The organism is Maritalea sp. (assembly GCF_051251695.1).
Lineage (GTDB): Bacteria > Pseudomonadota > Alphaproteobacteria > Rhizobiales > Devosiaceae > Maritalea.
Genome location: NZ_JBPOEU010000003.1, coordinates 153,656 through 170,905, shown reverse-complemented (window position 1 = coordinate 170,905; position 17,250 = coordinate 153,656). Strand labels below are relative to the sequence as shown.

2 protein-coding genes are annotated in these 17,250 nt (G+C 51.4%); one reads left to right on the top strand and one right to left on the bottom strand.

The genetic code is table 11. From position 1 onward, the window contains the following. Positions 1-61: 61 nt before the first annotated feature. Complete coding sequence (locus ACSHWX_RS02625; protein ID WP_435666623.1) at positions 62-1,381, bottom strand: TolC family protein; 1,320 nt, start codon at positions 1,379-1,381, stop codon at positions 62-64. A 489-nt stretch (positions 1,382-1,870) separates the two neighbouring features. Here ACSHWX_RS02625 and ACSHWX_RS02620 point away from each other — a divergent pair, with 489 nt between their 5' ends. After that, complete coding sequence (locus ACSHWX_RS02620) at positions 1,871-17,215, top strand: hypothetical protein (protein ID WP_435666622.1); 15,345 nt, start codon at positions 1,871-1,873, stop codon at positions 17,213-17,215. The last annotated feature ends 35 nt before the right edge of the window (positions 17,216-17,250 follow it).

Genomic DNA, 17,250 nt, shown 5'->3' with positions numbered 1-17,250 from the left:
CGTGGATGATTTCACTTGGGTGTGAACAAAAACACCCAACGTCTGATGAGGTTTCTAGACCCTAGTCAAAATTTATGTCACCCAACAACTGTTTACTGAGCACGCCTGCAATCCTATATGCCGAATATTGGGCGCGTAGAACATCAAACTTGTTTGAGATTTGCTCAGCCTGCGCCGTATACAGTTCTTGCTGTGCATCTAACACTTCAAATATAGTGCGCTTACCCGCTTTATACTGCTCCGTGTAAAGCCGCACCACATCCATGCTTGCACCAATGCGCCGCTCAATTGTGTTCCGTTGGGTTTTTGCAGTACTTACAATACGGGCGGTATCGCGGATATCTCGTTCCAAATCTCTACGAGCTTCACGGTAACGAGCTTCATTTTCGCTAATCCGTGCATTAATTTGCTCAAGCTTAGCCATTTTTTCACCGCCGTCATAAATTGAACCGCGCAACACAATTTGCAGCCGTGCATCGCCAATGGCTGGCGATACACCCATAACGTTTTGTTTTACAGCGGCAGCGCCTTCCAACGTAAGGCGAGGTAGATAAGCCAACTGCATAGATTCTTGCTGCCTATAGAGGCTTTGAATATCAGACAAAATACCGTTCAAATACGGATTGCGATTTACATAGTCTTCGCTCAGCCCTAGCGCAAAGTTACGCTGTCCTTTAGGCAGAGCTGGCATCACGAGCCTTCCAGGGGCCATTCCAGTTAAACGTCGGAACTCGCTTTCGTTGCGCTTTCTTTGCGAAGCCTGTTCAATCGATTGAGTTTTCGCATTCTCCAGTCGAGTGGCCGCCTTTTGGACATCCGCAACAGTTGCATTTCCCGCTTCTTCATTCAACTTTACCAATCGGTAGGTTTCACGATGAGCATTATAATTCGTGTTGCTATTATCCAGCAACATATCCAGCTCTAAAACCGTAAGATAAATGTCGGAAACTTCGTAAAGAATTTTTTCAATTTGATCTTTGTAGCGCCATTGTGCCGAGTTTTCCAATGCTTTGGACCAATCCACTTCGGCGCCAGTTTTCCCGAAATCAAACAACAATTGGCTCAAAGACAATCCAATTTCTGAACGAATATGTCCTTCGCCAATTTCAGTGCGAGTGTCGTAAGTCACCTCTCTGCCGGTTGCCAAACTATAGTCAATTTTGGGCAAATATTTGGCCTTGGTAATGTTTACGCCAGCCTTCGCATCCTCCCGACGCCAATGTGCAATACTAATAGTTGGATTTGTCTGAAGAGTAACAACCGCAACTTGTTGCAGGCTCAAACGCGCCTTGGCCGCGTTTCCCTCTTGCATCACTTTGTTTGATTTTGCCGCAGAGAGCTCAACCTCAGCTTCAGATGCACTCGAATGGCTGGAAGACATATCGTTTATCGCCGCGCAGTTGGACACCGTTGCTGTCAAGCAAGTGTTTGATCTGGACTTAGAGGCGCAAGCCGACAGACTCAAAGCCGCTCCTGTCAACACGACGACCAATAAGGGGCGTCCATAATTCTTGCAATAAAAACCAAACAAACCGCATTTCCTTACTTAGACTTTACGCAGAACATTAAGAAACGCGGTTAAAATAACCTTAAAGTGTGAATTATTTACATACAAATCGACTATCGAAATTTGGATTCTGCCGCACAGCCTACGTATATGTCACCAAGTAGAGTTCCAAGGCGCACAACGTACTCCTGCAGTAAATCGAGCCCGTGAATAACTACGACGTTCCCAAAATGGTTTTTCATTTCATTAACCACTATTGTTTACAAAAACAGAGACTAATATTTGCATTTTATTGGATCACTATAAGCAGTCCTGCCAATAGATCTTAAGGTTTGTTGTAGAGTGGGCGTATCGAGGTATCGCATGGAAAACGACAATCCAACTGAGCTCGCTTTAGGGGCAGCAGAACCCGATACAGCCAAAGGTACAAATGCGAACGTCGAAGTTGCCTCAACAGAAGCTATTCAAAAGCCAAGCTCAGGGGAAACACGTATAGTTGAGCCTGTAAATGGTGAACAGCTAACGTTCGACTTCGATATTGAGGACGCCCAAGTTGCTTTGTCAGATGTTGATCTGATTATTGAGTTCCCCGACGGCTCTAAACTCGTAATTCTTGAATATGGCCTATTGGCGACAATTGGTGAAGCACCAACGATGATGTTGGCTAACCAAGTCTATTCGGCGCAGGAAATATTGGGCAAAGTTGGTCAATTTAGAGATCAAGACAGCTCGGATACGAGCACATTCACATCTTTGTCTCAAACAGAACAATCAGAGCCTATAGAGGAAATACAAGAACCCCAACAACCGGTTGAAGCAGAACAAACGGCGCAGGTGGAGCAAGTACAAAAACTCGCAAAACCAACTCCTGAAGAACTCATTGACAAGAAAAAGGGCGACAGTGAGAATGAGTTTGATCGCTCCAATATCGACGAAAAAATAGGTGCAAGCGAGCTCACTGGTAGGTCTGACAGCACTGCATCGGCCTCCGCCCCCCCTGCACAAAACGGTATTGAGGCGTTGCCGGAAGCCGAGTTAAGCCTACGCGTATTTGGCATCACCGGGCAGACTTCAGAAATTGCCGACGATGGGCGCACCATCATTAAAGGAGCAACCCACCGCCCCCCAGCTGCAACGGATAGCAGCTATAGCGCTATGAGTGCTGATGAAGTCGTCAACGGCACTGCCAACGCTGATATCATTTATGCCGACAACCAAGATCTGGCATCAAGCGGTTCAAGCGCCGTGTCCGTGGAAGTCTCTGTTGATTTTCCTTTTAAGGGCTGGACGCCAACAAGCCTTACCGTAACCAGTCTTCCCGCTGGCATGCGTGTTTTGGGCGCAACAGAAACCGACCAAGGTTGGGAGCTTTCTGTCGATACGGCTACGCCGTTGACAACACAAATCCAGGTTGCATTCGATGTGCCCAACGCCGGGCAAACAGCCAATGAAAATGGTTTCTACAATCTTGGTTCGATTGGCATTGAATATGCACTGGACGATGGGAATGGTGGCTTAGGGACATCCAACGCCAGCGTACAGCTTGGTGTTGGTGAGGTGAATTCTGATGGTGACATCGTGTTTATCGACCCGTTGACGGAAGAGACCATTGCTGTCGTTTCTGGCAACCCTCCTGGTAACATAATCAATGCTGGCGCAGGCGATGATACAGTTTATGCAGGCATTGGACACGACCAGATTGATGGCAGCTCGGGTAACGACACTGTATCTTATTCAACATCAAATATTGGAGTTAATGTAGACCTTGGTGTCAATACGGCTGATGGCGGCTACGCAGCGGGTGACACCCTTACAAACATTGAGAATTTGGAGGGCTCTGCCCTTGTAGATCGTTTGATTGGCGATGGCGGCGACAACATACTTCAAGGCCTTGCAGGCGGCGACCATTTAGATGGCGGTACGGGCAACGATACAGCAAGTTATGAAAAATCTGATGAGGCGGTATCTGTCAACCTAAGCACAGGCACTGGTATTGGCGGCCATGCTGGGGGCGATACACTTATCAACATCGAGAACATCTCAGGATCCGACTTTGACGACAACCTAGCAGGTGATGGAGTGGCAAACACTTTATCGGCCGGTTCCGGGGACGATAAAATCCAAGGTGGCGCAGGTTCTGATCAACTCACCGGCGGCGAAGGAGTGGACACACTAGCTTATGAAAGTTCTGGCGCTGGGGTAAGTGTAGATTTAGGCAGTAGAGTGGTGTCGGGTGGTGACGCGAGCGGCGATATAATCGCAGAATTTGAGAACATTTCGGGTTCTGACTTTGCTGATATTCTTGTGGGCGACGCCGGAGACAACACCCTGGCAGGCAATGCCGGCAATGATCGACTTATCGGCAATGATGGTGCGGATAAGCTTTTCGGCGGTGCAGGCGACGACCAGCTTGTCGGTGGTGCAGGTGCCGACCAAATTGACGGTGGCTCAGGAACAGATACGGTAGACTATAGCGCCACGTCGAGCGCTGTTCAAATCGATCTGAAAGCGGGAACTGGAGCAGGTGGAAGTGCTCAGGGAGACACGCTTTCAAACATCGAAAATATTGTTGGTACTGATTTCGCGGATAGCCTTTTAGGTGATGACGCTGCAAATATGCTTTCAGGTGGAGCAAGCAACGATACGCTTGAAGGACGCGCCGGCGCTGACATTTTGGACGGCGGCAATGGACAAGATGTAGCAAGCTATGCATCCTCTGCCACTGCTGTAGACGTAAACCTAACTACATCTTCGGGTTCGGGAGGAGATGCGGACGGCGACAGCTACGTCAGCATTGAAGGAGTAGAAGGTACAGCTTTCGATGATACCTTAACCGGTGATATGGGCGCGAACACCCTGCAGGGTAATGATGGTGACGATGTTTTTGTGGGTGGCGGCGGTGCGGACAATCTCGTCGGCGGTTCCGGCTCTGATACAGCATCATATCAAGGCGCAGCATCGTCAGTGGACATCGATCTATTATTAAGCGTGGGCACGGGCAGCGATGCCAACGGTGACACATATTCCTCCATCGAAAACATAATAGGCACCGATTTCAATGATCAATTGAAAGGCGACGCCAGTGCAAACCGCCTTGAGGGCGGCGTAGGCAATGATGTAATTTCTGGCGAAGCTGGCGCTGATACTCTAATTGGCGGAACTGGCACCGACACGGCATCATATGAACGAGCTTCAAGTGGCGTCAGCGCAAGCCTTGCAACTAATTCCGGCAGCATCGGAGACGCCGCGGGCGATAGCTTTACTGATATTGAGAACCTACTTGGCAGTGGATATGCGGATGAATTGGTGGGCGACGCTAACACCAACACCCTTTCTGGCCGGGCGGGCGATGATACCCTGCGCGGTGGAGCGGGTGATGACACGCTTTTGGGCGGCGACGGCAACGATACCCTGGAGGGTGGAGCGGGCGCGGACGTGATCGCCGGCGAAGCGGGCATTGATACAGTAGATTATTCCGGCTCAGGCGCGGCAGTTCAAATCAATTTACAAACCTCTGCGGCCACGGGTGGTGATGCGGCAGGGGACACTTACTCAAATGTCGAGAATGTCATTGGTACATCATTCTCCGATCAGCTGATTGGCGATAGCGCAGCCAATGTTCTTTCGGGTGGTGCCGGCAATGACACACTGATCGGCGCTGCTGGAGCAGACCGTCTTGAGGGTGGAAGCGGGGTTGATACCGCTGACTATTCGAGTTCTACCGACGCGATCAACATCGATATGTCGGCCAATTTGGCCACTGGTGGAGATGCTGAGGGGGACACTTTTTCATCGATTGAAAATATCACGGGCACAAACCTGAATGACACCATCACCGGCAACGAGCTAAACAATTCGCTTTCCGGTGGTATGGGCCAAGATAGGCTTACGGGTGGTTTAGGAAATGACACATTGTTGGGTGGCGATGACGATGACACTTTAGAAGGTGGTCAGGGCACAGATACCCTTGACGGTGCCGCAGGTACCGACATGGCCAGCTATCAGGGGTCAACAAACGGAGTAACGGTCAACCTCCTAACGGGCACCGGCACAAATGGAGATGCTCAGGGCGATATCATTACAAATATTGAAAATATCGAAGGCTCCCAACAAAGTGATGAAATAACCGGGAATGAGGGTGCCAATACCCTCTACGGGCTTGGCGGTGATGATACGCTGAGTGGCGGCGCTGACGATGACAATCTCTTCGGCGGTGCAGGAAATGATATATTATCAGGCAACACTGGCGACGACACGCTTTCAGGCAATGGCGGCAACGATGTATTGGACGGTGGACAAGGCGCAGATGCTCTTTCTGGGGGGGCGGGATCAGATACGGCGACCTATCTTAATTCTGCTTCAGCTGTGACCATCAACCTTGCCCTTTCAACCGGTAATGGCGGCGACGCCACGGGTGATAGTTATGTTTCTATCGAGAATTTAACAGGTTCTGCGTTTAACGATAGTTTGTTGGGAGACAGTTCAGCCAATGCATTGTCCGGCGGTTTAGGCGATGATGTGTTGGAAGGTGCAGGTGGTGGAGATGCATTGGATGGTGGGGTTGGAACTGACACCGCCAACTATTCAACATCCGCGCAAGCTGTAAATGTCAGCCTTACTTCTGGAACAGGTTCGGGTGGCGATGCCCAAGGCGATACACTCACAAATATTGAAAACTTAACAGGCTCAATCGCAAACGACAGCCTGGAAGGCAATGCTGCAGTAAACAACATTATCGGCAACCTGGGCAACGATACGCTTTCCGGCGGAGCAGGAAATGACGCGTTGGATGGCGGCGATGGTGATGACATTCTGCGAGGTGACGCAGGGGCAGATACGATTGAAGGCGGTGCCGGTTCTGACACAGCCGATTACACGAATTCTCAAACCGCAGTAACAGTTAACCTGACTACAGATGTGCATTCGGGTGGCGATGCCGCTGGCGATACACTCATCAATATCGAGAACTTGACCGGCTCCAATCTTGACGATTTACTTACAGGTGACGTCAATGCCAACATCATCACCGCTGGAAGTGGAAATGATACACTTTATGGGATGGATGGTGCCGACATTCTGGATGGCGGTGCAGGCAATGACCAATTGTTTGGAGGCGATGGTGCGGATCAAATTGACGGTGGCACTGGTATTGATTCTGTCTCATATCTTAGTTCAGTATCGGCCATTACAATAAACCTTGCTACTGGGATGGGCTTTGGTGGAGAAGCACAGGGCGACAACATTATCAATGTTGAAAACGCGTTTGGATCGAACTTTAACGACCACATAACAGGCAACAGTTCCATCAACACTCTTTCGGGTGGTTTGGGTTCCGATACGCTTGAAGGTGGCGGTGGATCGGATAGTCTTGATGGTGGTGACGGCATAGATTTGGCGTCTTATGCTAGTTCTGTTTCTGCGGTGACGGTCAATCTTTCAACTGGAACCGGCTCATCAGGTGATGCGGCTGGGGATACGCTGATTAACATTGAGAACCTGTTGGGGTCTTCTGGCAACGATAGTCTTACTGGTGACAATAGTGCCAACGCGCTTTCAGGTGCATCTGGTAATGACACATTGGTTGGTCTTGGCGGAGCAGACGCGTTTGACGGTGGCGCAGGATCAGACATTGTTGATTATTCAACTTCGGCTTCTGCCATTGCGATTAATCTAGCCACCAACACCGCTTCGGGTGGGGATGCTGTTGGGGATAGCTTTGTCTCAATCGAGAACATTGTTGGTTCTGACTTTAATGATGACCTGACCGGCAATAGCTCTGACAATACCTTGAACGGTGGTGCAGGTAATGATCGTTTAGTGGGTCTTGGTGGTGCGGATACACTTGCTGGGGGCACAGGCTCTGATAGTGTGGACTATTCGGCCTCTTCTGGAGCCGTGGATGTAAACCTATCCACAGGCACAGGATCTGGTGGCGACGCTCAGGGCGACACCTTGTCCGATATTGAGAACATCATTGGTTCAGCCCAAGCTGATACGCTGACAGGCAATAGCCTTGATAACCAACTATTGGGCGGCACCGGCAATGACCAACTCTCCGGCCTTGCTGGGTCTGATGACCTACAAGGTGGCGATGGCACCGATACATTGGAAGGTGGTGCGGGTGCCGATAGTTTGGATGGTGGCGCGGGCAATGATACAGCAACCTATCAAGGTTCCGCATCCGCTGTGACCCTTAACTTGACCACCAACTCTGCTTCTGGCGGCGATGCGCAGGGCGATAGCTTTACAGACATTGAGAACCTGACCGGATCTTCAAACAATGACAGCCTTACTGGTGACACTAATGCAAACACCCTAACCGGTGGTGCAGGTGATGACACCCTTATCGGTTTAGCAGGTGCGGATACTTTAGACGGCGGCACTGGGATCGATACCGCAGATTATTCAAACTCCGCTGCTGGGGTTGATGTTGAGCTGATTACGGGTACAGGTGCAGGTGGCGACGCGCAAGGGGATAGTTTGGTCTCAATTGAGAACATCACCGGCTCCGCTCTTGATGATGTTTTGACAGGGAATGCAGGTGCCAACACCCTACTGGCCGGTGCTGGTAATGACACCCTCACCGGCAATAGCGGCAATGATAGTTTGCAAGGCGAAGCAGGCAACGACACTCTGGACGGGGGAACTGGCAATGACACTCTTTCGGGTGGTTTGGGTTCCGATACGCTTGAAGGTGGCGGTGGATCGGATAGTCTTGATGGTGGTGACGGCATAGATTTGGCGTCTTATGCTAGTTCTGTTTCTGCGGTGACGGTCAATCTTTCAACTGGAACCGGCTCATCAGGTGATGCGGCTGGGGATACGCTGATTAACATTGAGAACCTGTTGGGGTCTTCTGGCAACGATAGTCTTACTGGTGACAATAGTGCCAACGCGCTTTCAGGTGCATCTGGTAATGACACATTGGTTGGTCTTGGCGGAGCAGACGCGTTTGACGGTGGCGCAGGATCAGACATTGTTGATTATTCAACTTCGGCTTCTGCCATTGCGATTAATCTAGCCACCAACACCGCTTCGGGTGGGGATGCTGTTGGGGATAGCTTTGTCTCAATCGAGAACATTGTTGGTTCTGACTTTAATGATGACCTGACCGGCAATAGCTCTGACAATACCTTGAACGGTGGTGCAGGTAATGATCGTTTAGTGGGTCTTGGTGGTGCGGATACACTTGCTGGGGGCACAGGCTCTGATAGTGTGGACTATTCGGCCTCTTCTGGAGCCGTGGATGTAAACCTATCCACAGGCACAGGATCTGGTGGCGACGCTCAGGGCGACACCTTGTCCGATATTGAGAACATCATTGGTTCAGCCCAAGCTGATACGCTGACAGGCAATAGCCTTGATAACCAACTATTGGGCGGCACCGGCAATGACCAACTCTCCGGCCTTGCTGGGTCTGATGACCTACAAGGTGGCGATGGCACCGATACATTGGAAGGTGGTGCGGGTGCCGATAGTTTGGATGGTGGCGCGGGCAATGATACAGCAACCTATCAAGGTTCCGCATCCGCTGTGACCCTTAACTTGACCACCAACTCTGCTTCTGGCGGCGATGCGCAGGGCGATAGCTTTACAGACATTGAGAACCTGACCGGATCTTCAAACAATGACAGCCTTACTGGTGACACTAATGCAAACACCCTAACCGGTGGTGCAGGTGATGACACCCTTATCGGTTTAGCAGGTGCGGATACTTTAGACGGCGGCACTGGGATCGATACCGCAGATTATTCAAACTCCGCTGCTGGGGTAACGCTTTCGACAGACGGGACCTCTGGGGTTGGCGGTGATGCTGCGGGTGACCAACTAAACAGCGTAGAAACCATTCGCGCGACAGCATTTAATGATCAACTAACTGGATCGTCCGTCAGCGAGAGCTTTTTTGGCGGCGACGGGGATGACTCTATCGAGGGCAAAGGCGGTGCTGATGTTATTGATGGCGGCGCAGGCACTGATACGGCGTCTTATGCGACATCAATTGCCAGCGTAAACATAAATCTAGCAAGTGGCACATCAACGGGTGGTGACGCCCAAGGTGACACCTTCAATGACATTGAAACAATTGTCGGCTCCTCCCACGCCGATAGTTTATCAGCGGCGGTCAGCGGCAACACCCTAATTGGTGGCGCTGGCGACGACGTTCTTACGGGCAACGCGGGCGTCGATGATCTGCAAGGCGGGGCAAACAATGACAGTCTGAGCGGACTAGGCGGTGCAGATATCTTAGATGGCGGTTTAGGCACCGACACCATCGATTATTCGGGATCTGACAACGCTGTCCAACTTAATCTTGGCACCGGCGTTGGCACGGGTGGCCACGCCCAGGGCGATACTATCTCCAACATCGAAAACGTCACTGGTTCAAATTTCGGAGATATCTTGGTCGGCGATGGCAACGTCAATACATTGGTGGGCGGAAGTGGTGATGATTTACTTGAAGGCGCTGGCGGTGCCGATAGCTTGGACGGCGGGGCCGGTATAGACACGGTCACCTACACAAACGCGACTTCTGGAGTTGCTGTTTCACTTGCTGATAGCAACGGAACAAATAATGAGGCGCAGGGCGATTTTATTCAAAATGTTGAAAATATCACCGGCTCTGGCTTCGCCGATACACTGACTGGTGCGACCGGCGCTAACACACTAACAGGCGGGGCTGGCGACGACACCCTTATTGGGCTGGCTGGCGCTGACACATTGGACGGTGGCACTGGAAATGATACCGCAGATTACTCAAGCTCGGCGACTGCTGTAATAATCGATCTTGCCCTAAACACATCAAGCGGCGGCGACGCAGACGGTGATACTTTTACATCGGTCGAATCTATAATTGGTTCAAGTCATAATGACAGTTTGACTGCACATGCAGATGGCAGCTCTCTACAAGGCATGGCGGGGGCTGATACCCTTAATGGCAGCGGTAGCGGCGACACGCTAGATGGAGGAACTGGTAACGACACAATCAGCGGCGCAGGTGGCGACGATAATCTAGCTGGTGGTACTGGGAACGATACAATCGTAGGCGGCACTGGCGCGGACACTATAGATGGCGGCGGCGGTACGGACAGTGCAAGTTATGCCGGTTCTAGCGCCGCTGTGACCGTCAGCCTATCTGACGGCAGCGGTACGGGTGGCGATGCGCAAGGGGACACTTTGTCGGGCATTGAAAACTTATTGGGGAGTGATCATGCCGATGTCCTTACTGGTGATGTGCAGAACAACACCCTAGATGGTGGTGCGGGTGACGATACTATTGATGGTGGCATTGGTGCTGACGTAATTGATGGCGGCACCGGTACCGACACCGCAACGTACGTAAATTCAGGGGCTGCAGTTACTGTAAACCTTTCAACAGGCGCAGGCAGCGGTGGTGATGCGCAGGGCGATACTCTTACATCCATTGAAAATCTGACAGGGTCAGCCTTCAATGACAGCCTTATTGGCGATACGGGCGTAAACTTGCTCACGGGCGGCGGTGGAGATGACAGTCTTGAGGGCGGCGTCGGCGCAGATACACTCGATGGTGGTGCAGGAACGGACGCTGCAAGTTATGCCAATGCAGCAACCGGCGTGATGGCAAACCTTAGCACCTCTGCAAGCAATCTTGGCGATGCCCAAGGCGACACATATATTTCAATTGAAAACCTTACAGGCTCCGCTTTTGTGGACACACTAACAGGCGACGCCACCGCAAATACACTATCCGGTAATGCTGGCAACGACATTATTTATGGCGGTGACGGCAACGACACATTGGAGGGTGACGAGGGTGATGACACACTGGAAGGTGGTGCAGGCGCAGACAATATTTACGGCGGAATCGGCATAGATACAGTTACTTATTCTTTGTCGAGCGCTGCAATCGTACTGTTCTTGTCAGGTGCAGCAAGTGCTGGCGGCGATGCCCAGGGTGATCGCTTGTATGAAATTGAACACATCATTGGCAGTGACTTTAACGACACCTTCAATGGAACCGTCGGTGCTGAAAGCTTTGAAGGTGGATTAGGCAACGATTTATTCAACGATTCAATTGGCGCTGATACTTATATTGGGGGCGCTGGCTTGGACTCGGTGAGTTACTCTGCATCGGGCACAGGCGTCATTGTAAACCTATCAACCGGCATCAATACCGGCGGGAATGCGCAAGGCGATACACTAAGCGAAATCGAAAATCTCTACGGCTCATCCTATGCGGATCAACTTACCGGCGACAGTATTGCCAACATCATTTCTGGTGGCAGCGGCAATGACATTTTGCGCGGTGGTGATGGCGACGACACTTTGTCCGGTGGTGCCGGCAACGACACCCTATATGGCGAAGCGGGTGATGATGAACTTAACGGAGAAGATGGTGCGGACACTTTGTACGGCGGAGCAGGCGACGACAATTTGGACGGTGGTGATGGCGACGACACCCTAAATGGTGGTGGTGGTGCCGATGTGATCACCGGCTCATCAGGCATGGACACTGTTGATTATTCTGATGCGGCGTCCGCTGTCGCCGCCGATTTGGGTGCCAATACTGGCACAATGGGCGATGCGCTTGGCGATACATTTAGTTCAATCGAAAACATAACCGGCTCAGGTTTCGATGACACATTAATCGGTGGCGTCGGTAACAACACCATTTCTGGCGGCGCGGGAGATGACTTTATGTCAGGTCGTCAAGGCAGTGATATGCTAGACGGCGGTGCCGGCATTGATACCGCCGATTTTTCTACCGCAGGAGCCGCGATCAGTGTTTCGCTGGCAAGCGGAACAGGCACAAGCGGTGACGCCCTTGGTGATACGTTCATTTCTATCGAAAACGTCACCGGGACTTCGTATAACGACACTATTTCAGGAGATGCTGCAAACAATGTCATTACCGGCGGTGCAGGCAATGACATCATCTCCGACCAAGCTGGAAACGATACGGTTGAAGCTGGCACAGGCAATGACACGGTTTATGACGGATCGGGCGATGATACGCACAATTTGGGCGACGGCAACGACACCATTTATGCTGGTGCCGGCGCAGACGCCGTCGATGGTGGTGCAGGCACCGATATTCTAAGATTTGACAACTCCGGTACTGCCGTTACCGTTAATCTGCAGACAGGCTCAGGCTTGGGAGGCAACGCACAAGGCGACAGCTACACCAATATTGAGACGCTTTATGGCTCCCAAGGGAGCGATACGCTTACGACCAACAATGCGGGTAATTTGGTCTACGCTGAAGCTGGCAACGACACCGTAAACGGCGGTGGCGGCAACGACACTATTTATGGCGAAGAGGGCAATGACATCATCGACGCCGGCGCCGGTAACGATACCATCTATGCTGGCAACGACGATGATACAGTGACTGGTGGGGCAGGCAATGATTATGTGTCGGGCGGTTCAGGCAATGATCTCTTTATCGGTGATGACGGCAATGACCAATATTTAGGGGATTCTGGCACCGATACGATTGATTATTCAAGTTCTGGGTTTGCAGTCAATGTTGATCTTCTTGGAACAAGCGCGGGTGGCACGGCACAGGGCGATACTTATGAGAGCATGGAAAATGTCATTGGCAGCGCTTTCAACGACACTATTTCGGGTAATTCGTTCGACAACCGACTTGAAGGTGGGGACGGCGATGACAGTTTGAACGGCGGTCTTGGCAATGACGTCTTAGATGGCGGTGATGGAACTGACATTGTTGACTACTCTAACTCAGGCGCGATCAGCATCAACCTCGCCACCGGCACTCATACAGGAAGTCATGCCCAGGGCGACAGTTTTGTTTCGATAGAACAAATTAACGGATCGGCGAACAATGACACATTGGTAGGCGGAGTCCAAAGTATCATATTTGACGGTGGTGCAGGCAACGACACGTTTTCATCTCTTGGCGCAGCCGACACCTTGATAGGTGGTGGAGATATCGACACGCTTAATTATTCAGCATCGGCCGGAGGGGTCAACGTAAACCTAAGCACCAACATTGTTTCTGGTGGGAATGCTGCAGGGGATACGATTTCAGGCTTTGAGAACATCGTTGGCAGCGCCGCCGCCGACAACTTAACCGGCGATAGCAACGCGAATACCATAGATGGTGGTGCTGGAACTGACATAATCGATGGCGGTGCGGGCGCCGACACCATTGACGGCGAAGACGGTGACGACACCATAAATGGTGAAGGCGGCGATGATGTTATTGTTGGAGGCGAAGGGGATGACATAATTGACGGCGGCACCGGGGCAGATCAACTTCAAGGCGGCGATGACGACGATACCATAAATGGTGGCGACGGAAACGACACAATTGACGGCGGCGACGAAGAAGATTTGCTCTATGGCGAAGCAGGTAACGATACGATAACCGGCGGCAGTGGAAACGATCAAATCTCAGGCGGTGCTGGCGCGGACAACCTTGATGGCGGTGCGGGCAACGATCTGTTGGACTTTTCTGGATCGAGTGGCGGCGTTTCGGTTGATATTGGCAACAATACCGCTTCTGGTGGTGACGCTGCAGGCGACACGATCGCTAATTTCGAAGATCTCACCGGCTCAAGCCATAATGATACGCTTATCGGCGAAGCAAGCGCTAACGTACTGATCGGGGGAGCCGGAGACGACCAGCTGACAGGCCTTGGTGGCGCGGACACGATCGATGGTGGCGCAGGCAATGACACCGCAAACTATTCGACTTCTGGCTCAAGCGTCAATATCCTGCTCAATGGACTTGCCTCGAGTGGCGGTGACGCACAAGGCGATATTCTCACAAGTATTGAAGTCATTACCGGCTCATCATTTGACGATACGATTAGCGGAACCTCCGCCAACGAAACATTTGATGGCGGCGCGGGTGACGACACCTTAGATGGTGCTGGTGGGGATGACGTGCTCAACGGTGGCGATGGAAGTGATACCCTAGTAGGTGGCGCAGGTGGAGACAGCATAGACGGCGGCGCGGGTGTCGACACGATTGATTATTCAAATTCAAGCACCTCAATTACAATTAATCTGGTTGCAGGTACAGGAACTGGTGGTGACGCCCAAAATGATAGCATCACCAATGTTGAAAATGTAGTTGGTTCCTTGGTATCCGACACGATTGATGGCGACGACAACGACAATCAGTTAGATGGTCATGCGGGTAATGACACAATTACTGGGGCAGCGGGTGCTGATATACTGAACGGCGGCGAAGGTAATGACACCCTTTATGGTGGTGATGGGATTGATACCATTAGGGGTGGCAACGACGACGATACGATTTCTGGCAATGCCGGTGCCGACTTTTTGTATGGCGATGCCGGTGATGATATTTTTATGGCGGATGCAGGCGCTGACACGATAGATGGCGGCACTGGCTCTGATACAGTCAACTATGCAAGCGCATCCTTTGGGGTCACCGTAAACCTCGATGGATCAACATCTTCAGGCGCTGAGGCGGCTGGAGATATCATCAACAACGTCGAGCAAGTTGTTGGATCAGCGTTTGCAGATACCCTGAATGGCACAAGTGCAAATGAAACCCTTGAAGGGGGCGCAGGCAACGACATTTTGGATGGTGGCGCAGGCAACGATATCCTTGAAGGCGGTACAGGAAATGATATTTTTGTTGCGGGAGCTGGGTCTGACACAATGGATGGCGGCATTGGCAATGACCAAATTGACTATTCAACCTCAGCAAGTGGCGTCACAGTAAACCTTGATGGTACAATTTCAGCGGGAGGTGATGCGGCTGGCGACGTGCTAACAAACTTCGAACAAGTAACCGGCTCAACCCAAAATGACATATTACGCGGCACCTCAAGTGCTGAAACGTTGATTGGTGGCGACGGCGACGACACTATTGTCGGTGGTGGCAGTGGTGACAATATGCAAGGTGGCGACGGCAACGACACACTCGACTATTCAGGGTCCAGTTCTGGGGTCACAGTTGATCTAAGCGCCAACAGTGCCACAGGTGGCGACGCGACCGGTGATACCATTTCCGGCTTTGAAAATATGACCGGCTCCGCCCAAAACGACTCGCTGACAGGGTCGAGCGCTAACAACACCATTGCTGGCGGCGGTGGAAATGACACCATAACGGGAAATTCAGGCACCAACACCATTGTTGGAGATGCTGGCGACGATACGATTGTTGGTGGCGCTGGTATCGACATTATTGATGGTGGCACAGGTATGGACCATGTCAATTATACCAATTCTGCATCGGCGGTTACCGTCAACCTTGATGGCACCGCTTCATCTGGCGGCGACGCACAGGGGGACCAGCTCTCGAGTATTGAGCAAGTTACGGGGTCTTCAGGAAATGATCAGTTTAACGGCACTGGAGTTGCTGAAACACTGATCGGCGGAGCGGGTAACGATACATTTAATGATGGCGCCGGTGATGACACTCTAACTGGCGATGCTGGGGACGATTATTTCAACGGCAGCGCCGGCGCAGACAACATCAACGGTGGTGCTGACACAGATACAGTTGATTATTCCGTGTCCAGCTCTGGGGTCACGGTCAATCTTGACGGTACGACGTCTTCGGGCGGCGACGCGGCTGGCGACACTCTTTCATCTATTGAAGTCATAATAGGGACTGCGCATGCCGATATCCTAAATGGCACAGGCGCTGATGAAACGCTTGAAGGTGGCTCTGGCAACGATACATTGAAAGGTGGCGCAGGTAACGACACGTTGACCGGCGGCGCTGGCGATGACACGTTAGACTATTCAGGATCAAGTGCAGGTGTAACGGTTAATTTGGGCAGCAACAGTGCATCTGGAGGCGATGCGGCTGGCGATAACATCTCTGGATTTGAAAACCTAACGGGCTCGGCTCAAAACGACACACTTACAGGAACGGGCGACGCCAACACTATCTTTGGCGGTGCCGGAAATGACACCATTTCTGGCGCGGCTGGCATCGATAATCTTTCGGGCGGAGATGGCAATGACATTATCACAGGTGGAGATGGAGATGACATTATTGCCGGCGGTGCAGACAATGATACATTGTCAGGTGGCACGGGAACAAACACGATTTCGGGTGGTGATGGCGATGACATCATCACAGGCGGCGTTGGCGTTGATTTAGTCATTGGTGGAGCAGGAAGCGATACGATCGATTACTCGACATCAGGGTCCGGCATCACACTTAACCTTGACGGCTCCGTTTCTGCGGGTGGCGACGCGAGCGGCGATCAAGTTTCCGGCGTAGAAATTGCCATTGGCTCGGCATTCGCCGACACAATCAACGGAACAAGCGCAAATGAAACAATAAATTCAAATGGCGGAGCTGACAGCCTTTCAGGCGGCTTAGGAAATGATATTTTCAACGTGGAGGCAGATATGCTTGATCTTTCTGCAAGCATCGATGGCGGGGCAGACACCGACACGGTAAACTTTGCTGCAAGCACTGGAACAATAGATGATGAGACATTATTGGGGAGTGTGTTGACCGACGTTGAATTGATCGATTTTACAAATGTGGGTGTAAATGCCAATTTGGAACTTAGTTCAACCGATATTCAAAACATGACTGACACTAACAATGTGCTGACATTAAACACAGATGGCGGCGATACAATTTCCATCACCGATGCACCAGCAAACACCGTGGTCTCGGGTGGCGGTGGAACGACGACCTACACCATTTATGATGACATGGCGCACACAAATGAAATAGCCCAACTCATCGTCAATGGCTGATTTAAGGCTCTTTGATGGTGGCCATTTTACAAATG